The sequence below is a fragment of the Allohoeflea poritis genome (assembly GCF_027889715.1).
GTDB classification, from domain to species: Bacteria; Pseudomonadota; Alphaproteobacteria; order Rhizobiales; family Rhizobiaceae; genus Hoeflea_A; species Hoeflea_A poritis.
The window spans coordinates 63,364-83,263 of sequence record NZ_JAPJZH010000021.1 but is presented as its reverse complement, the minus strand read 5'-3'; the positions used below and the strand labels follow the sequence as shown (position 1 = coordinate 83,263).

The following is a 19,900-nucleotide window of genomic DNA, read 5'->3' as shown; positions in this document are numbered from 1 at the left end:
ATCGACACCTCACGCAAAAGCGAAAAGTGTTACCTATGTGTCCGGTACGTTTTGTTACCTATCTCTCAGGCCGGGCAGCAGCGTAGCTCAGATGGAAGAGCAGGAACGTTTTGCACCCACTTGTCGCCCGCGCATTTGATCGAAGAACACAACACAGGAAGGAAATTGAAAAACAGGCGAATGACTGTGGGACTACAGGGTAGAGCGTCTTTCAACTGAGAAAGAAGGTCGGGTGTTCAAATCGCCCCGGCAATCCCCGGATTGCGCGTAGCTCAGCAGATACTGTCTCACGCCGACTTGTCGCCTGCCAACCGCCGATTGCCGGCAAGCTGCCGGACAGTCGGCACGTATATCGCAGGGATGCCTGCAGGATTACAGGTAGACGCAGCCCGTCCGCTGGACGGGCGGTCAAGGGGGAACCCGAGACGTGCTGGTTCAAGCCCAGCCCGGAGAGATCCGGTGGCGGAACAATCATCTTGCAACCAACTTGCCCTGCGAGCATGCCGGCGAATGCCTGCAGGACTACATTGGTAAATGCCGGTTCGAGCCCGGCCCACTTCGGTGGAAGGTCTTGCAACAACTCGTCGCCGGCTTTCCATAATTTGCGGAGATCTGAACGTGACTGTCGAAAACGAAAAAATGCAGCCGGAGCTGACAAGCACTACGCTGACCTCCTGGGGACACGAACCGGGGCGCGCTTTCGGCGCCGCGCTTCGTGACGGGAATGCCGCCCTGCAGGAAGGCAAGTCGCTGGATGACGTTCGCGCAATGCTGGAATCCTACAAGCCGGCTCCGGTCATTCCGTTGAACGCGAGCGGCTCCAATGCATTTCATGTCAATATCGAAGCGGACTCCGAAGACGAGGAAAAGAATATCAGCACCGTCAAGGATCACATGACGGCACTGATGCGCACCCCGACCGTGGAGGCCGGCGCAATCATGCCGGATGCCTGCCCTGCCGGGCCGCTCGGAACAATTCCGGTGGGCGGCGTCGTCGCGACCCGCAACGCCATCCATCCGGGCATGCATTCGGCCGATATCTGCTGCTCGGTGATGATTTCCAATCTCGGAAGGACGGACCCGGAGGCGGTCCTCGACGCCGCGCAGTCGGTAACGCATTTCGGGCCCGGCGGACGCCGCCAGGGCCAACGGTTCACGGTCAGCCAGAAACTGGTCGACGCTTTCCGCGAAAACCGTTTCCTGGCCAACCCGAAAATCCAGCGCATGATGCACGAGCACATGGGAACGCAAGGCGACGGAAACCACTTCCTGTTCGTCGGTCAATCGCGGAAGACCGGAGACACCTGTATTGTCAGCCATCACGGCTCACGCGGACCGGGGGCCGGTCTGTACAAGCTGGGCATGGATGTCGCAAACCGTTTCCGCAAGAAGCTGTCGCCGGAAACGCTGAAGCAGAATGCGTGGATCCCCGCCGATACGGAAGACGGTGTCGCCTATTGGGAGGCCTTGCAGCTCATCCGCAAATGGACCAAGGCCAACCATACGGGCATTCACCAGGCGACGGTCGAGACGGTCGGCGCGGAGTTTGTCGACCGGTTCTGGAATGAGCACAATTTCGTCTTCGAGCGGGACGGCCTCTACTACCATGGCAAGGGGGCCACGCCCGCCTGGGAGGATTTCGCCTCCGATGCAACCGGATTGACGCTGATTCCGCTCAATATGTCCGAACCGGTCCTTGTCGTCCGCGGCAAGGATGCGAAACACGGGCTCGGCTTCAGCCCTCATGGGGCGGGACGGAATTTTTCGCGGACTGAGCACAAGCGGCGCAACAGCCAGTTGACGCCGGATGAAATGCTGAAGCTGGAAACCGAGGGCCTGGACATCCGTTTCTTCGAGGGCAAAGTCGATGTTTCGGAATTGCCCTCAGGGTACAAGAACGCCGATTCAGTCGTGCATCAGATCAAGCAATTCGGCCTTGCCGAGATCGAAGACTATATTGATCCCTTCGGGTGCATCATGGCGGGCGATATTGAACCGTTCTGGAAGAAGGCGAAGGAAAAACGTAAAGGCGGGCGCCGGTAAACCCTGCGCCCGCCCCACAACAATCGACAACGCACCTTGGCTCGTCGCCGACAACTGCTCGGCAATTTTCACCGCCGCGCCGGGTGTTGCGGAGCTTGTCTATTCCCCGGCAACCTCAACGCGTGCCCGAATGGCCCGCCCGGTCGGCGGTTTTGCACGGTGCTGCGCCATTTCCCCGGCGGCATCCGTCTTCCCGTTCGAGGGTTTCTCGTTGGTGACATTGCCGGCGATGAGGAAATAGGCCGTCAGGCGAAGGATCCGGAAATCAAGCGCCATGCTGGCGTTGGCCACATACCAGAGATCCAGTTCGTTTTTTCTTTCGATCGACAGGTCCCTGCCGCCATTGATCTGGGCCCAGCCGGTCAGACCGGGCCGCACGCTCAGACGGGCCGCCATGTCGCGCGGCTGATCGACCGGCAGAAGCGGGCGCGGACCCACGAACGACATGTCGCCCTTGAGGATATTGACCAATTGGGGCAGTTCGTCGAGCCGCGATTTTCGCAAGAACGTTCCCAGGCGGCTTGTGCGGTCGGCATCGGCGATCCTGTCGCCAAACCCGTCATGCGCGGGCCCCATGGTGCGAAACTTCGTCAGCCTGAAGGGCCGTCCGTTCATGCCGGGCCTTACCTGCCAGAATGTCAGCGGCCGCCCCAGATCGATCATGACAAGCAGACAAACGGCAAGGACAAGTGGAGAGAAGACCGTCAACGCCAGCAGCGCGCCGGATATGTCAAAGGCGCGTTTGAAAAACCGGTATGCACGGACAGACCATCCTCCGGCGATTGCGCCCTGGCCCGGAACCGGCAATGCAGCGGGGCGTTCCGCGACATTGTCATTGCTGATGTCCATGCCGGCCACGAGCGTGAATCGCGGACGAAATCCGAGGCGGCGCTCGAAATAGTCGATCTCCACCGATCCGCCTCGCCCGCAGTCGGCCAGTGCCTGGCGCGTCTCGCCTGACAGATTTGCGATTGGCTCGGTGACGACAATCTTGCCGATCGGCTGCCCATGCAGGGCGCATCTGGTAATGATCGCCACCAGGTCGGCGGGCGAGCCGAGCACCTCGCAGGAGCGCATCGTACGATACCGGTCTGCCGGATTCTCGGACAGAAGCCCGGCGACCGCAATCTGCCCTCCGGACAGGTCCGACACGCAGCGCAGGTAAAGTTCCGAGACCTGGTTAAGGCCGACGACGAGAACGTAGACCGGTTGCTCGACCGATGCATCGCGTGACGACCTCGCACCGCTGCCTGAAAAACGCCGGCTTGCCAGCCGTGCAGCCACCAGCAGGGAGATCGCCAGACCCCAATGGATCAGCGGCACCGAACGGGCCACATGATCCAGCCGGGTCAGAATAAAGACTGCGAGAACCGCCACGGCGATGCCCAGCGTCACGGCCTTTACGATCGACGACAGCTCGGGAACCGAGGCAAAGCGCCAGACGCTCCGATGGGTGCGAAAGACCAGGAAACCGACCATGATGCCGACCGTGCTGATCACCCAGTACGGGATGAAGGCGACAATCCACATCTCCGATGGCTGGAAATTCTCACGGATGGCATAGGCGCCGATGGCCGATACAAAGACCAACAGGAAGTCGACGAAAAATAGCAGCCGGTTTTTCATGGGCACGCGCCGACTCGACAACTGATTACACTGGAAACTCGATACGCCTCATGGTTAACAAATACTTAATGAAATTCCTACAACTTTACCTTTCAAAATATAAAAGTGATTAAGATTTTAATTAAATTGCATGCTTTGCTTCGAAATACTTTCCTAATATTGAATCAAAACTATCAGGCTCATATTGCATATTGCCGGCCTGCGGAAAGTTCGTCAGCTCACCGAATACAATGCGATCGCCAATCGCATAGAGGTCGACGCGAACGAATTTGATCCCCTTGGAGAGCTTCGAGGCGACATCCAGCATCAGGTCGAGCTGTGGCGGACGGCTTTTGTGGAGCAATGTGTCTTCCGCCGGCGGATATGAGCGTTCAATGACCGACAGAGGATTCCAGCCGGCGTCAAAGAAGTGGCACTGGTGGTCGGTGAACCGTCCGGTCACGAATTCGATGATGCGCGGCTTGCCCGAAAAGACGTAGATCTTGTAATCGCTCGGAACTTCGCCGGTTGCCGGGTCCTCGAGCAGTTCCTCGAAAACGACGCGGTGGGGCACATCCTCGTAGACATATTCCCGGCACGCCTTTTCGTGATCAACCGCCAGCCACTTTCGACACGTGGCTTCAAATTCCCTTTCATTGAGGGTCTGCCTGTCCCTGACAATGCGTACATATCCGCTGGCGTGGCTCGGCTTCGCAACAAAGGCCCTGGGCAGTTCGTCAAACGGAAGCGGACCGGTGCCGTCCCAGGTTGCATATATCTTGCTGAGATACTGGCTGCCGACGGTCTGCGCAACGTGCCCGCGAACCGCGACCTTGTCGCACATCATTCGACGCAGTTCGCCGTCTTCGCGCGAAAGCATCATGTTCAGAATGTGCTCGTTGAAATGGGTCGGCTTCGAAAGCCGCGGCCAGCGTCCGAGCGTCAGACGGTGGCGAATGGAGAGGTAGACCGCATCCGGCAAGACCGAAGACAGACCGCTTGTCCACCTGTTTCTCAAGACCTTGTACTTGCTCACCACTCAACTCCCCGGCTGCAATGCCGTTGACCGTCAGCCACCGATCCGGAACTTGTCGCGATGGTTCCAACTCGTTTGGCATGCCGGCTATTTTTGGCGATCATCCGCATAACTCTATTCATCCAGCGCCTCCGCATATTTCAGCGGTTGCCTGTCCCGCACCAGCAAGGCGACAACCGACGGGTCGATATGAACCAACCGGCGGCACGCGATGTTGAGAATGACAACGAGAGCCAATGTCGCCGCGGTCGAGGCAAGCGCCGCTCCGAGCGTTCCGTAAAGCGGCGTCAGCACGAGAAGCAGAACGCAACGCAGCACAAGCCCCGCCGACGAAAGGATCAGGAATGGCGACTCATGGCCCGTATGGAGAAGAAGATGCGGTGCCGGCCCGGCCAGTGTCGTCACACCGGCGCCGACGGCCAGAACCAGCAGCGTCAGCAATTCGGACTGATAGGGAGCGCCGAAGAGAGCAAGCAGCCAGTCAGCGGTCAGCACGAGAACGAGAAAGCCGCCGGTGACGGCAATCAGAGCCACAAGCGAGAGATCGCTGAGACTCTGCCGCAATTCCCTCAACCGACCCGAATGGTGGAGCGGAGAAATGCGACGCGACGCGAAATTGGCGAAAGCAGCCGTGAATCTCTTGAAGATGTTGGCCACGCGCAACGCGACGAAATAGCCCCCCGCCAGGAGAGGATCCACGAAAAGGCCGATAATCAGCACATCGACATGCAGGCTCAGATTCGCGACGATATCGCTGAGCCACATGCGCAGCGAACGTTTGCGCCATACGGCAGCATCCCATCGCGGCCTGCTGGCGAGCGCTTCCAGAGGCATGCTGCTTGAAATGGCTATGGCGCTGGCGGTCAGCGCGATCGTCAGGCCAATGACCATGATCATGAAGACACCGCCCGTGGACAGCGACATTCCCATTGCCGAGATGATCAGGACGAATGCAACCGTGATAAGCCGCCAGGTGATTTCCATATTGCCGTCACCGGCGGCAATGCCGGAGATGGCTCTTGTCGCGGGCGAGACGAAATATATGGCGGTAAACAGGAGCGCGAACAAAGTCATGCCGACCACGGACAGCGCCGGACTGCCCGAATGGAACTGGATCGCCGCGACGACGACTGCCATCGCGGACGCACCAAGCACCGTCACCGTAAGGCCGAAAAACAGGGCGCCCCTTGCCAGCCCGTATTTCCCGTTGTGCAGATAGTCGCTCCAGTTCTTGAAGATAAGGTCGCCCTGCCCGCCGACACCGATCGCGGCGAGCATGGAAAGCGCGGAGAACCACACCGCGAATTCGGAAAACGCTGCTTCCGGCAATGCCCGAGCGATCAGGACGAACATCAGCAGGTTCACGCCGGCGCCCGACAGAACGATCGCCAGCGAAACCAGCACGGAATCGGTCGCCGGGCGGTCCTGTGACAGAACCAGGCGAAGTGCATAGTCTTTCACATTGCCGTACCGCATCACGCGTTCCCCGATAGTCGCGCCTTGAAGGCTGCACTTCGTCCGATCACAAGACCGGCCACCAGCATGACCGAACCCAGCGCCAGGGGCGCAAACAGGGCTTCCTCGTGGAATATCCCGTTGACGGTTATCGTCAGCAGCATGAAAGACGCGGCCGCGGCGACAAGTTCGCCGCCGTCTCTGAAGATCTTCCAGGCCCTTGCTGCAAGCCAGAGATTGAATGCTATCAGCGCAAAGGCGAACACGCCCATCTGGTGCATCAACACGGCGACGGCGCTTTCGACCACGACATCCGTACGCCCGAGAAGCTGGGCCGTGTTCCAGTCGATGTCGATAAATCGCACCGACAGGATACCGCTCGCGCCGAGCCCGCCGCCGAGCGGATTGCGGGCGAAGGCCTCCAGACCGGCCATCAGGCCGAGCGCGTGATAATTCTGGACCGCGATGGCGGTTGCGGCCGCCACCGCCGCATAGGCTGCCAGCAGAATGACGAAACCGGAAAAGACCGTCCAGCTCCGCGACAGACGCGCGAAGAAAAGTCCAAACGCGCACAGAATGAGGAAGGCCGTCGCGCCCTTCGAGCCGACAAGGAACAACAGCGGCAGGGATGCCAGAAGATAGATCCACCGCCCTTTTGCAAGCAGGGCAAGCACCAGCACACCGATGGCATAGGCATAGCTGATCGCATGAAAATTCGGCCCCTCCGGACGCCGGAACATCTTTCCAAGTTCCTCGAAGAAAGCGAAGTTGAACAGATAGACACGCGCCGATTCAAACGGGTCGCGGGTCACATAGCCCGTGTGCTGCATGGCCTCCACCCACGGCCCCAATGGATAGAGGCGCAGGCTCGTTGAGGAAAGGCGCGCATAATGGTCGCCATTGACCGCTTCCCAGAAGGCACGCCCGAAGGCGAACTCCAGATAGCCGAAGAGCAGCAGGACCGCCGTCAGGAGCGCGAATGCCTGCGTGTACCGCAAATCATAGGCACGGGAGGCAACGAGCGCGACCACCAACACGAACAGCGGCGTCGTGATGTTTCGCAGATATATGATGGCGGTATCGCCGAACCGCGCGTATCCGAAGAGAAAATAGATAAGTACGAGCAGCAATATGAACGCCGTATGCTTCATCACGGCATCGATGCCGCCATATCTGCCTGGTGCCGACATGTAGGACGCACAAAATACGCTGAAGGCCGACACCGTCATGACAAAGTTCGAGGAACGCATTGCCGTCAATGCAAATCCGTGTTCGAGCTGCGGCGACACGATGGCGATCAGCAGATTCTGAAAAAGAAAGAGCGCGAGGACCGCAAAGGGCGCGAAAGGCGCCATTGCCATGCCGATCGCCAGACCAAACAGGACGGCCGCCACGGTTCCGAAAAGCGGTGACACAAGATGCGCCGTTATCACCGAAACCAGTGCAAGGGCTGCGATCCCCAGCGAGCCCCATGACAGCCAAGCCCGATCGTCGAGCCTTCCATCGCTGAAGACGGCGTCAGACATGGGCAGCCCCGGAAAGTTTTTCCTTAGCCGGCAAATTTATTTTTGTGTGCTTCATGAACGATCACCCGGTTCAGCGCGTTCGTGAGACGAACAGATAGATGGCATGCATATTCGTCACCAGGTTGCGCCGTGCCAGCCGGCGCGGCTCCTGTGCCAATCGATAGAGCCATTCAAGACCGGCTGACTGCATCCATTGGGGAGCCCTGTTGCGCCGCCCCGACAGGAAGTCGAACAGTCCGCCACAGGTCTTTATCGCGCCGACGCCGGCAAGGCGGCCAAGGTTGCGCAGGCAAAACTGCTGCGCAGCAGGCACGCCGATCCCGACCCAGAGAATATCCGGCCGGGCGCGGTTGATCCGCTCGACGATCCGGTCTTCATCCTCCAAGGAGAAGTAGCCGTCGTGGGTTCCGACGATTTTCAGGTCCGGGTAAAGCCGGCCCACATTCAAATGAGCGCTTTTCAGCACCTCATTCCTGGCGCCCAGCAGAAAGAAGGTCGCGCCCTTCGACTGCGCCTCTCGGGCGACATCGTGAAAAAGGTCCGTCGTCGCCACCCTTTCGGGCAACGCCCTGGATGCGACGAAGCGCGAGGCAAACACCACCGACATGCCGTCCGCGTGAATGGCGTCGAATGCGAGATAGGTATCGCGGATCCCGGGATCCCGGGCGCATTGCGACAGCACATTGGCGTTTGCCGACGTGGAAAGGAAGGGCCGTTCATCCGGCCCCCTCCTCCTGAGGGCCTCGCCGACAAGCGCGGCGGCTGCCTCCGTTCGTGTCGAAAGCGCAATGGGAAGCCCACCAATCGTGACGTTCTGGCGACCGGTATCACTGCTCATGGCCGGATTCCACCGGGCGGGCCGCCGCTGAAGGACTGAGGAAACGGCTGCCCTTGCGGGTTCGCGGACGGCATCTAGACATCTTCCCTGCGGCGCCTTTGCGCGGAACCACGCTCTGCCTGATCGACCACCAGCGCGCCGCCTGCGGCCAGCAGCATTCCGAGAAATGTTGCGCCCGCCATGATCACCAGACCGCCGGTGCTGCTCGGCTTCGTCGGGATACGGGCTGGGCTGACAATTCGCGCATCGGGCTTCTTCAGGCTGACTTGCTCCGTTGTCTCCTTCAGGCGGTTCAGGAACTGCTCAAGCACGTTGCGATCGGCGGCAGCGTTTCTCTCGAGCTCGCGCAGGATGACCGTCAACTGGTTAATCTCGGCGGATTGCTCCATCTGGACGCGAAGCTCCGCTTCCAGCGCTTCCTGTGTCTGTTGGGCGACCTCATATCTCTTTTCGATGCTTGCCAGGATGCGCTTGATTTCGGCGTCCGTGAGCTGCCGGATCGTCTCGATCTCTGTCCTTATGTTTTTCAGCGACGGGTGTTTCGATCCGTAGATGTCGGAATTGCGGACTTCCTCGCGCTTGAGGTCCGAGTGGATGATGCGAAGATTTCCGATGACCTGCGAATCGAGCACGTCGGGAATCTGGGCGGTCGCCGAAAAGTCCTCAGACGCCTTCAGCGCCTGCTCATAGCGCGCCTTCTGCAGGGCCGTCTCGGTCCGCGCCGCGCTGAGCTGCTCATTCAGCTTGTCGATCTGCAATTTGCGCAGCGTCTCGCCGGAGTTGCTGGCTCCCAGATCGACGATGTCGTACTTCGCCTTGAACTCGGCGACCGCCTGCTCCGACTTCCAGACCTGCTCCCTGAGATTCGCAAGCCGGTCTATCAGCCATGCAGACGCCTGTTCCGCTGCTTCCTGCTTGCGGGCCGAAAGGTCGTCCAGATAGGCCTCTGCGACGGCATTGGCGACCGCGGCGGCCTTGCGCGGATCGACAGATGTGAAGCCGACTTCCAGGACATAGGTCAGGCCCCTGCGATAGACCGACAACTTCTTCTCGAATGCGGCGATGGCCTTGTTGCGTTCCAGCGTCTGGTCGAGGACCGTGACCGGCACCGACGCATGCACATCCAGGCCGAGCGCGGCCGACACCGTTTTCAATATCGGCGTCCGGTTGAATTCGGGATCTTCGAAGATGCTGAAACTGGTGAGCATCTCAGGCGCAACCGCCGCGGATTTCAGCAACTCCACCTGGCTTTCAACGGCGGCGGAATCGGACCCGATACCGGCCAGCACTTCCTCCGACTGAACGACCCTCTGCTGCCTCGGATCGACCAGTATAACGGCGGTCGCCTTGTATTTCGGCGGAACAACGATGAGGTAGCCGACAGCGATGATCAGCACTGCGAAAAAGATCGAAAACGCCAGCTTGCGCTTCCTGCGCATGGCGGACGCGATATTGCGCAGGCTGTTGATACTGTCATTCAGGATCGGATCCGCAGCTGCGTTCTGCCCGGATCGATCCTGCGGGCTGGATTCGTTACGCGACACGGGACGCCTCCCTTACAACCAGCATGGCGGACACGCGAAAACCACCGCCCGTAACGCGGACCGGGTGGTCCGGGCGATTCGCGGTCGTTCAACGGCAAGAATGCGCTGGATACTTACATCTCAGCCGTACTTCCCATACCGTTAACGTTAATCTCATGTTTTTTCAATATTTACTTGTCTTTTTGTTATTTATTTCATCGTTTATTTATTTTATACTTTATTTATATTTTAGTAAAATTTTAACTATAATCTCGGCACGCCTTGATCGGCACAATTCTCCGCTTATTTAGCTGGCTTCTTTTCCGCGCCCGCGAGGCGCGCGCTTCCTCTCCGAGCCTTGCATACAGATGACGCTCGGCCGCGATTCGCAAGCCACGCAAACAATACGCGTATCGGCCCACCCGTCGTGAACAACGCATCAGGGACATTCTCCAATAAGTTCCGGCCTCTACAACTTTGGGTGTGCGTCACATTGCCAACACCAAGCGGATCACTTAACACGTTGGACCATCGACAAAGCAGGGGAGAACCCCATGGGCTTCAAGGAAGCGGTACGGACCTGTCTCAGAGAGAAATACGCCGTGTTCTCGGGACGCGCTTGCCGATCCGAGTTCTGGTACTTCATGCTTTTCATGTATCTCGTTCCGATTGTACTGGGCATTCTGGGGCTGATCCTTATCGACATCGATAGACTTACGGCTGAGGATATGAACTCGATGATCTCGACAATCATTATTGTGTATGGGGCAGCCGGTGGCCTTATTGTGCTTGCCACTATCTTGCCGGGCATTTCGGTTGCGGTGCGTCGTTTCCACGACGTCAATCTTTCCGGGTGGTGGATTCTGGCCTGCATCATCGGTAGCGCCATACCCTTTGTCGGCATCATAGGAACCCTCGCTCCCTTTGTGATAGGCCTGATCAAGGGCACCGATGGCGACAACAAATTCGGTCCCGATCCTCTGGTCCAGCGGCATACCGCTGATGTCTTTGCCTGACGTCAAGCGCCTCGGATCCGTTGCGGCGGGCGCGATCTGCCTGGCGGCCTGTGTGCTGGCGCTGGTTCATCACGCAACGCAGGCCCGTGCACAGCAGGCGGACGAGGAGCCGTTCTCCATCTCCACGGTGGATCCGCCGCGGACACAAACCTCCGAAGACTACCAGGGAACCGCTCGGCCTCTCGACATCACTTCGGACGCCACCTACGCAGACAAAATCACCGGATCCGTGCCCCCGGACCGGGCCGTCCGCCAGAGAAGCGAGCCCTGGCGGATGGATTCCACGGTGATCCTGGACGGCGGATGGGGCGTGGCCATCACCATTTTCACGATTGCCGTCCTGCTGTTTCTGTGGCTGAAATTCGGCGGTAGCAGCGTCCTGCTATCCCGTGGCGTGAACGAGGGCAAGGAGCCCCAGAAGCCACCCGAGACGTGGAATATGGCCGGCAATGAAACGGAGATGGACGGGGCGGCGCTGCTGCGCCATCTGGCCCGAATGAAGGACCGGCGCGAGGCGCTGGCGCGCCTGTTGCGGCACTGCCTTCTGTCGGCCGGGGCGGAGTGCGACACGCGCTTCGCGCGATCCGACACCGAACGCGAGGCATTCGCGCGCCTGCCCGGAAGCTTCAAATACCGCAGTGCCCTCAAAACGCTGCTTCAGGACGCCGAACTGGCCCACTATGGCGGGCGACCGGTGGGCGACGAGGTCTTTGCCCGCAACCTTGAGCTGGGTCGTCTGTTGCTGGTCGGGAATCATGCGGGGCACCATGCGTAACGGCGTCCCCCTGATCGTCGTGATCGTGCTTCTTGTCGTCGGCGCGATTTTGCTGCTGCTCTTTGGCGGCGACGATCGCGGCCGCCGTCTCGACAACTCGGTTATCGGTCTGAACGGGCTGGCTGCATGGCTCGAAGATGAGGGTGTCGCGTTCAAGAAATCGAATCCGCGCCTGTCTCCGAATGCCGAAGATCTGGGGCTGCGCGTCCTGCCCCTTTACGACGTGGACCTGACGGGAAACGCCGGAACGCCACGAAACCTATCGGATCTCCTCGAGCAGCAGACGCAAAGCGATATCGAACGCGAGAACTTTCTGTCCAAGATCGACGAAATTCCATCCGTGGTGCTGCTGCCGAAATGGACGACCGGTTTCATCGAGACCGGCATCGCCCATGAACGGACACTGATCCCGGTTGGAAGTTACCCGCTTCTGTTCGCGCAGATGGACCTGGACGGTCTGCGATTGCAGCGGCGCGGCGCCGAATTCCTGTCGGCCGCGGCAGGGCCGCGTGGCGAACACGCGGTCGCGCTGTTTCAGGCCCAGAGCTTCGCGCCGGACAGCCTGCCAGACAATTGCCGGCCACATCTCGTGCTGGACGGCGATCTCATCGTCATCGCCTGTCGGTTCGCCGAACATGATCATGTTACCTATTTCGTCGCCGATCCGGACCTCTTCAACAATCATGGTCTGTCGCTCGCCGAAAACGCGGCCTTTGCGGCAGCATATCTGCCACTGCTGGCGTCCGATGATTCAAAACCGCTCTACATCGATTCAAGCCCGCAATTGCTGACGCGTTACGAGGCCGTGGAGGAGCAGCGAAGGGACTATGAACGCTCCGGGTCCGATCTGGCGCGCTTCTTCGAATATCCGCTTTCGATCCTCTGGGCTGTCATGCTGCTTGTCCTGGCGGTCCTGTTCTGGAGAGGCGCGGTGCGTTTCGGTCCGCCGGAACGCGAAGACGATCCATCCGTCAACCAGGCAAAAACCGTCGCCATCGCGACCAAGGCCAGGCTGCTGCGCCTGTCGGAAAGCGATGGCGAGATGGTGTCGGATTTCGTTCGTCATCAGCTGTCTGATTTGACAACGCAAACCCTTGGACCCGATCTCGGCAAGGCCGGACTGGAACGGTTCTTCGCGCATCTGTCGCGCAAGGATGCCACATTGGCAGCGGCTTTTCAGGATACGTCGGAGATGCTCATCCATGGCGCGGGCGAGATGTCCCACGCGGAATTGTCAAAGGGACTGGATCGCTACAAACAACTGCTCGAAAAGGTAACCCGTCTCAATGGATCTCTCGGAATTCCAAAAACTCGCTGATAGCGTTCGCTCGGAAATCGGATCGGTCGTGCAAGGGCAGGACCGGCTGATCGATCTGCTGCTGGTCTCCCTGTTCGCCCGCGGCCATTGCCTGCTGGAAGGCCCACCGGGCACGGCCAAGACGCTGCTTGCGCGCTGCCTTACCCGCGCCACCAGCCTGGATTTCGGACGTATCCAGTTCACGCCCGATCTCATGCCCGGCGACGTTCTGGGCGTCAATCTGTTCAATTTTCAGACCAATGAGTTCCGGCTCACGAAAGGTCCGGTATTCACCGACATTCTGCTGGCGGATGAGATCAACCGCGCGCCGCCCAAGACGCAATCGGCGCTGCTGCAGGCGATGAACGAACGCGAGGTCACAATCGACGGGACCAACTATCCGCTCGGCGGCGAGTTCTTTGTCGTCGCCACGCAGAACCCGATCGAGCAGCACGGCACCTATCCGCTTCCCGAGGCGCAGCTTGACCGGTTCCTGTTCAAGCTTCTGGTGGATTTTCCCGATCGCGAAACGGAAATCAGCATCCTGTCGCAAAATGCCGGCCGGCCCGTCGAGGCCGATAATGGAGGTCTGTCGATCAGCCAGGTCATGACCCGCGAGGATCTCCACGCCGGCCACCGGCTTGTCGACAGCATCCGCCTGGACCGCACCATCGTCGACTATATTGTGGACCTTGCCCGCGCGACGCGCGACGACGGTGAAATCCTGCACGGCGTGTCGACCCGGGCCGCCGACGCTCTTGCCACCGCCGTGCGCGCCTATGCGGCGCTGGACGGGCGCGACTACGCCATTCCGGACGACGTGCAGACGCTTGTCGTGCCCGCCTTCCGCCACCGCATCGTGCTGGGTCCGACCGCCGAGATCGAAAGCCGCACACCCGATGACGTGCTGAACACCATCGTCAACCGCCTTGAGGCACCCAGGGCACATCCGGGCTAGACAGCATGCGTCCATCGCGCATTTTCATAACGATCGTAATCGTCCTTACGGGGCTCACCGTCCTGCTCATCATGCTGATGCATGATGTGACGGCAACGGTCGCCGCATTTTGGGGCGGATTTGCGCTTTTATGCGCGGCTGACTTGGCCCTCAGCCCGTCGCGCCGCAACATCTCGGCCGTAATCGATCTGCCCAGAGGCGGATTTTGCGGAATGAAGGTGCCGCTCAATATCGATCTGTCCGCACGGCGCGGCCGCCTTCCCGAGCTGTTCGACATCCGGCTGGACATGGATGACGGCCTTGAGGCCGGCTGGGACGCCCCGATCCGCATGGACGCGGGCAGCCGGGAGATTCGTCTCGAAGGCGCCCTGGTCCTCGGAGAGCGGGGCGACAAGAAGCTGTCGGAGCTGGCCATCAGATACCCGTCACGCCTGCAGTTGTTCGAAATCATCGCCCGCTGGCCCGTGGACCTTGCAATATCGGTGATGCCGAATATCGCCCCGATCCTCAACGGCACGATCCAGACACAGATGCTGCCGCTGCTCGACGGCGCAAAGGACATGCAACTGCGCGGAGACGGTTCCGAATTCCATCAGCTGCGCGATTTCGTGGCGGGCATGGACCCGAGGACGATCGACTGGAAACGCTCGGCCCGGATGCTGCGTCTGACGGCACGTGAAACCCGCGCCGAGAGAAACCATCAGATCATACCATGCCTCGATACCGGCCATCTGATGGGCGAACGGCTCGACGGGCTTTCCAAACTCGACTTGTCGATCAATGCCGCGCTGGCCCTGGCCTGGGCGGGCGGGCTCGGCGGCGATCTTGTCGGTTTCTACAGTTTCAACAGCCGTCCGCATCAGTTCATCCCACCGCGGCCGGGGCGCATGGCATTTTCCCGCATTCAGGGTGTCAGCACGGCGCTGCGCCATGACACGGCCGAAACCAACCATACGCTCGGCCTGTCGACCCTGAACGCCAGGCTGGCGCGTCGCTCGCTGGTGGTGATCTTTTCCGATTTCGTGGACAGCGTGACGGCTGAGCTGCTTGTCGAAAACCTTGCGGTGATGACACGCAAACATCTTGTTCTTTACGTCGCCATCCGCGATCCAGCGCTGCAGGATCTGGCCCGTCCGCAAGACATATCCCTGGACACGATCTCCCGGTCCGTTTCGGCCCGGCAGATATTGCGGGAGCGTCAGCAGGTCTTCGACCGATTGCGGCGCCTGGGCATATTGTGCATGGATGCAGAACCGGGGGCGCTGACGCCGTCTCTGATTTCCCGTTACATGGATATCAAGGCGCAGGAGCTGATATGAGCGCGTCGCCGCAGGGCCGGGAGACGGATTTCGAGACACTGCGATCTGCGCGGTTCCGCAAGGAGCGCGAAGCCGGCTGGCGACGGCTGGAAACGCTGATCGCGACGGCGGAGAAATCGGGCGTACGCGGCTTGTCCTATCAGGAGACGCTCGAATTGAGCGGTCTCTACCGGCAGGCGGTGAATTCGCTCAGCGCCGCGCGGGCAATCTCGATGGACAAGGCGCTGCTGACCTATCTCGACCGGCTGTGCGCCCGCGCCTATCTTGTCGTTTACGCCCCTCAGGAGAGCATCGGCGACGCGGTCTGGCGCCTGTTCGCACAAGGCATTCCGCAGGCCGTGCGGCGCTCAGGCGTGGCGCTGCTGATCGGCTTCCTGGCCATGGCGCTCGGCGCGCTGATCGGCTACACGCTCTTCCAGCGTGATCCGGCCTGGTTCTTCACCTTCGTTCCGGCCGAGCTCGCGGACGGCCGCACACCCGAGGCGACGCCCGCCTATCTGCGGCAAACGCTCTACGACACCAGCAATCGCTCGGGCGAGGTGCTGGGCGTTTTCGCGTCATACCTCTTTTCGCACAATACCCAGGTCGCGATCCTGATCTTTGCTCTGGGCGTGTTCGCGGCGCTGCCCAGCTTCATTCTGACATTCTACAACGGCCTGCTGCTCGGGCCCTTCGCCGCGATCTTCATCAATGCCGGTCTTGGATGGGATCTCTTCGGCTGGCTGTCGATCCACGGCGTGACGGAGCTTGCGGCGATATGCATTGCCTGTGCGGGTGGTGCCCGTCTGGGTCTCGCCGTGCTTCTGCCGGGCCGCAAGAGCCGCCGTGCCTCGCTGCGCGACAGCGGCAGGGACGCGGTCAAGCTGCTGATCCTTGCGGGTGTCATGCTGATTGTCGCGGGGCTGGTCGAGGGCTTCCTGCGCCAGCTCATCCACCCGACCGAATGGCGCCTGATCATCGGCTGGGGGCTGGGACTGATTTGGCTCAGCTGGTTGACGCTCGCCGGCAGGGGCGGGAAAGCGTCATGACCGGCATACAGGTGGCCCCGGGCGGCCGGATCGATAATTTCATTCCGCCGGAAGGTGTGCCGATCACGTTCAACCTGGCCTCGCGCGGATCGCGGCTGGGCGCCCAGATTCTGGATATACTGATCACCTATGGAAGCGTCACCCTGTTCATCATCCTTGTGTACTGGAGCGGCCTTATGGGCGGCGCGCCGCTGACGGCGCTGTTCCTGCTGCTGACCTTCTTTATCCGTATACCCTACTACATCGTGGCGGAACTTGTCTGGAACGGGCGAACCCTCGGAAAACGGATCAACACGATCCGCGTCATCAGCGCCAATGGACGGCGTCTTACCCCGCATCAGGTCGTCGCGCGGAACCTGATGAAGGAGGTGGAGGTCTTCATGCCCATCACCACCCTGTTCGCCGCGCAGGACCTGAACACCTGGGCGGGCCTCGTCATTGCCGTCTGGATGGTCCTCGTCCTGCTGGTTCCGTTCTTCAACAGGAAACGACAGCGTCTCGGCGACATGATCGCCGATACGCTGGTCGTGGACATGCCGAAGGCGGTGCTGATGCGTGACCTTTCCGATTCCGCGAAATCCACCGAACGGCAATTCGTCTTCAATCCGGAGCATCTGGAGGTGTATGGACAATACGAACTTCAGGTGCTCGAGGCGATCCTGCGCGAGCCGCCGAAGTCGCAGGACGGCTATGACCGCGTGCGCAAGGTCACCAAGACGATCATCAGAAAGATCGGATACACCGACCCGGTGCCGCAGATCGACGAATGGAAATTCCTTCTGGAGTTCTACAAGCAGCAACGCGGCTTTCTGGAAAACCGGCACCTTTTCGGCGACAGCCGGCAGGACAAGTTCCATGCCGATGAAGGCAAGAGGTCTCAACCGGAAGCGGCGAAACCGGCTAAATCAGATGCCGCGCGGCCTCGGCGATCACGGCCTCCTCGTCGGTCGGAATGACGAGGACATCGACGGCTGAATCCGTCGTGCTGATCCTGTTTGCGTGCGCTTCATTGGCTGTCTGATCCAGAGCGACGCCGAGCCAGGAAAGGCGCGCGCAGACCAGCCGGCGCACCATTTCGGAGTGCTCTCCGATCCCGGCGGTGAACACGATGGCATCGAGTCCCTCCAGCGCGGCAGCGAGCGAGCTCAGCTCAAGCGCCGCGCGGTAGCAGAAAAGATCGATCGCCTCCCTTGCATGCGGATCGGCGCTTGCCTCCAGGTCGCGCATGTCGTTGCTGATGCCGGAGACGCCGTAGAGACCCGATTCGCTGTAGAGCAGGCGTCCCACGGCTGCGACATCCAGCCCCTTGTTTTCCTGAAGGTGGATCAATACACCCGGATCGATGGAGCCGCTGCGTCGACCCATCATCAGACCATCGAGCGCAGTAAAGCCCATGCTGGTGGCGATGCTTCGCCGTTCCTTCATCGCGCACATGCTGGCGCCGTTGCCGAGATGGGCGACGATAATCCGGCCATCGGCCCGTTTGCCGAGATGATCGGGAAGCACGCCGGCGATGTAGTGGTAGGACAGACCGTGGAAACCGTAGCGGATGATCCCCTCGTCGCTGAGATGGCGCGGCAGAGCGAAAAGCTGGGCAAGACGCGGCTGCGTGCGGTGAAAGGCGGTATCGAAACAGGCGACCTGCGGAAGCTCCGGTAGGCGTTCGGCGATCGCGCGGATGGCCGCAAGGCTGTGCGGCTGGTGCAGCGGCGCAAGCGGCACCAGTTGCTCGAGGGCCTGCATGACCTTTGCATCGATCAGCACCGGCCCGTCGAACTGGCGGCCGCCATGCACAACCCGGTGGCCGGCGGCGCTAATCCTGCCGCCCCATTCGCCGGCCAGCAGCCAGTCGAGGAGACGCGCGACGAGCGCTGCGTGATCGGCGGTCGCGTCGGCTCCCGCGAGAACTTCGGTATCCAGCGATTCGCCGCCGGCATTGCGGGCCTTGAATTGCGGCGCTGTGCCGATGCCGCCGATTTCACCTGTCAGAGCCGGCTTTCTTCCCGAACCTGCTGCGGGATGAAGCGCGAATTTGATGCTGGAGGAGCCGGCATTCAGAACCAGGATCAGGTCGGTCATAGGTTCATGCGTCTTTTGTTGTGCACGTAAAGCTGCGCGAGCGTGCAGGAGGCCACCCGTGACAGTGTCCCGTCGGCCCTGCTGGTCAGGATGATCGGCACGCGCGCACCAAGCACAATACCTGCCGACTCGGCTCCGGCAAGATAGATCAGCTGCTTGGCGATCATATTGCCGGCTTCAAGGTCGGGCGCAACCAGGATGTCGGCATAGCCGGCGACGCCGGAAACGATCCCCTTCGTTTCGGCCGCATTCGCCGATATCGCATTGTCGAAAGCCAGCGGCCCGTCGAGCAGCGCCCCGGTGATCTGGCCGCGATCGGCCATCTTGCACAGCGCCGCCGCATCCACCGTCGAGGATATCTTCGGATGCACGGTCTCGACCGCGGAGAGGATGGCGACCTTCGGCAACTCGACACCGAGGGCGGCGGCAAGGTCGACCGCATTCTGGATGATGTCGCGCTTGTCTTCGATGTCCGGATAGATGTTGATCGCCGCGTCGGTGATGAACAGGGGCTTGGGATAATGCGGTACGTCGAGCACGAAGATATGGCTGAGACGCCGTTCGGTCCGCAAACCCGTCTCGCTGTCGAGCACCGGTTCGATCAGTTCATCCGTGTGCAGCTTGCCCTTCATGATGGCGTCGGCCTTGCCGCCGCGGACCACTTCCACCGCGCGCGCCGCAGCCGCATGGCTGTGCGGAACGGCAATGAGTTCGATTCCGTCCAGGCTGCGCTGGATCTGTGCGGCCGTTGCCTCGATCTTCTCGCGCGGGCCGATGAGGATCGGCTCGATCATGCCCTGGTTCTTCGCCTCCAGCGCACCCGTCAGCGATTTCTCGTCACACGGATGGACCACGGCAACGCGGATGGGATCGAGATCATGGGCGCTGTTCACCAGTTCCTGATAGCGGGCGCCGCGCTCGTGCAGGTGGACCTCCGGCAGAACCACCCGTGGCCGGCGCACCTTTTCCGTCGGCGCAATGACATCCGCCTCGCCCGTGATCACCGGCTCGCCGTCCTGATTGAGGCAAAGACAGTCGATCTTCAGACGTTTCTTCTCCTCGTTCTTCTCCTTGACCGTCACCCGCACGGTGACCGTGTCGCCAAGGCCGACGGGCCGGCTGAAATGCAGAGACTGGTTGAGATAGATCGTTCCCGGCCCCGGCAATTCCGTTCCGAGCACCGCGGAAATCAGCGAGCCGCCCCACATGCCATGGGCAATGACCTGATGGAAACGGTCGGACTTGGCGAATTCCTCGTCCACATGGGCCGGGTTGACGTCGCCGGACATCACCGCGAAAAGCTCGATGTCCTCGGCCCGCAGCACACGGGTGAGTTCGGCGCTGTCGCCGACCTTGATCTCATCGAATGTGCGGTTTTCGATATATTGCATCTGGCAAACCC

At 60.6% G+C, this 19,900-nt stretch carries 16 protein-coding genes; 8 read left to right on the top strand and 8 right to left on the bottom strand.

What is annotated here, in order from left to right; genetic code table 11:
• Positions 1 to 639 precede the first annotated feature (639 nt).
• Complete coding sequence (locus tag OOZ53_RS23510) at positions 640 to 2,043, top strand: RtcB family protein (protein WP_425499228.1); 1,404 nt, start codon at positions 640 to 642, stop codon at positions 2,041 to 2,043.
• Between the two features lie 99 nt (positions 2,044 to 2,142).
• On the opposite strand, the gene OOZ53_RS23505 is transcribed toward OOZ53_RS23510, so the two are convergent.
• The 6 genes from OOZ53_RS23505 to OOZ53_RS23480 form a co-directional block, all read right to left on the bottom strand.
• Positions 2,143 to 3,669, bottom strand: coding sequence for a sugar transferase (locus OOZ53_RS23505; RefSeq protein WP_271092205.1), 1,527 nt, complete (start codon positions 3,667 to 3,669; stop codon positions 2,143 to 2,145).
• 121 nt (positions 3,670 to 3,790) lie between these two features.
• The gene (locus OOZ53_RS23500; protein WP_271092204.1) at positions 3,791 to 4,684 is read right to left on the bottom strand and encodes an ATP-grasp fold amidoligase family protein; all 894 of its coding nucleotides are present in this window, start codon (positions 4,682 to 4,684) and stop codon (positions 3,791 to 3,793) included.
• A 114-nt stretch (positions 4,685 to 4,798) separates the two neighbouring features.
• Positions 4,799 to 6,160 carry a lipopolysaccharide biosynthesis protein gene (locus tag OOZ53_RS23495; RefSeq protein ID WP_271092203.1) on the bottom strand — a complete coding sequence of 454 codons (1,362 nt, stop codon included), beginning with the start codon at positions 6,158 to 6,160 and terminating at the stop codon, positions 4,799 to 4,801.
• Positions 6,160 to 7,665, bottom strand: coding sequence for a hypothetical protein (locus OOZ53_RS23490; protein WP_271092202.1), 1,506 nt, complete (start codon positions 7,663 to 7,665; stop codon positions 6,160 to 6,162). Before OOZ53_RS23490 ends, OOZ53_RS23495 begins: the two co-directional genes overlap by 1 nt.
• Before the next feature lie 70 nt (positions 7,666 to 7,735).
• Positions 7,736 to 8,503 carry a WecB/TagA/CpsF family glycosyltransferase gene (locus OOZ53_RS23485; RefSeq protein WP_271092201.1) on the bottom strand — a complete coding sequence of 256 codons (768 nt, stop codon included), beginning with the start codon at positions 8,501 to 8,503 and terminating at the stop codon, positions 7,736 to 7,738.
• 74 nt (positions 8,504 to 8,577) lie between these two features.
• Positions 8,578 to 10,047 carry a GumC family protein gene (locus OOZ53_RS23480; RefSeq protein ID WP_271092200.1) on the bottom strand — a complete coding sequence of 490 codons (1,470 nt, stop codon included), beginning with the start codon at positions 10,045 to 10,047 and terminating at the stop codon, positions 8,578 to 8,580.
• A gap of 533 nt (positions 10,048 to 10,580) precedes the next feature.
• On the opposite strand from OOZ53_RS23480, the gene OOZ53_RS23475 reads away from it, so the two are divergent.
• The 7 genes from OOZ53_RS23475 to OOZ53_RS23445 are packed head-to-tail and all read left to right on the top strand — an operon-like array spanning position 10,581 to position 17,375.
• Complete coding sequence (locus OOZ53_RS23475) at positions 10,581 to 11,042, top strand: DUF805 domain-containing protein (RefSeq protein ID WP_271092198.1); 462 nt, start codon at positions 10,581 to 10,583, stop codon at positions 11,040 to 11,042.
• Complete coding sequence (locus OOZ53_RS23470) at positions 11,029 to 11,817, top strand: hypothetical protein (RefSeq protein ID WP_271092197.1); 789 nt, start codon at positions 11,029 to 11,031, stop codon at positions 11,815 to 11,817. The genes OOZ53_RS23475 and OOZ53_RS23470 overlap by 14 nt, the downstream gene beginning before the upstream one ends.
• Positions 11,810 to 13,135, top strand: coding sequence for a hypothetical protein (locus tag OOZ53_RS23465; protein ID WP_271092196.1), 1,326 nt, complete (start codon positions 11,810 to 11,812; stop codon positions 13,133 to 13,135). Before OOZ53_RS23470 ends, OOZ53_RS23465 begins: the two co-directional genes overlap by 8 nt.
• On the top strand, positions 13,104 to 14,072 hold the full coding sequence (locus OOZ53_RS23460; RefSeq protein ID WP_271092195.1) for an AAA family ATPase: 969 nt from the start codon (positions 13,104 to 13,106) through the stop codon (positions 14,070 to 14,072). Before OOZ53_RS23465 ends, OOZ53_RS23460 begins: the two co-directional genes overlap by 32 nt.
• A 5-nt stretch (positions 14,073 to 14,077) precedes the next feature.
• Positions 14,078 to 15,391 carry a DUF58 domain-containing protein gene (locus OOZ53_RS23455; RefSeq protein ID WP_271092194.1) on the top strand — a complete coding sequence of 438 codons (1,314 nt, stop codon included), beginning with the start codon at positions 14,078 to 14,080 and terminating at the stop codon, positions 15,389 to 15,391.
• A complete protein-coding gene (locus OOZ53_RS23450; protein ID WP_271092193.1) occupies positions 15,388 to 16,419 on the top strand; it encodes a stage II sporulation protein M in 1,032 nt (343 codons plus the stop codon). The genes OOZ53_RS23455 and OOZ53_RS23450 overlap by 4 nt, the downstream gene beginning before the upstream one ends.
• Positions 16,416 to 17,375: an RDD family protein gene (locus tag OOZ53_RS23445; protein WP_271092192.1), complete on the top strand. Its 960-nt coding sequence runs from the start codon at positions 16,416 to 16,418 to the stop codon at positions 17,373 to 17,375. The genes OOZ53_RS23450 and OOZ53_RS23445 overlap by 4 nt, the downstream gene beginning before the upstream one ends.
• Here the strand turns inward: OOZ53_RS23445 and OOZ53_RS23440 are convergent.
• Together OOZ53_RS23440 and OOZ53_RS23435 are read right to left on the bottom strand one after the other, a co-directional pair.
• Positions 17,320 to 18,498: an acetate/propionate family kinase gene (locus OOZ53_RS23440; RefSeq protein WP_271092191.1), complete on the bottom strand. Its 1,179-nt coding sequence runs from the start codon at positions 18,496 to 18,498 to the stop codon at positions 17,320 to 17,322. The genes OOZ53_RS23445 and OOZ53_RS23440 overlap by 56 nt on opposite strands.
• The gene (locus tag OOZ53_RS23435) at positions 18,495 to 19,889 is read right to left on the bottom strand and encodes a bifunctional enoyl-CoA hydratase/phosphate acetyltransferase (RefSeq protein ID WP_271092190.1); all 1,395 of its coding nucleotides are present in this window, start codon (positions 19,887 to 19,889) and stop codon (positions 18,495 to 18,497) included. The genes OOZ53_RS23440 and OOZ53_RS23435 overlap by 4 nt, the downstream gene beginning before the upstream one ends.
• Positions 19,890 to 19,900: the final 11 nt, after the last annotated feature.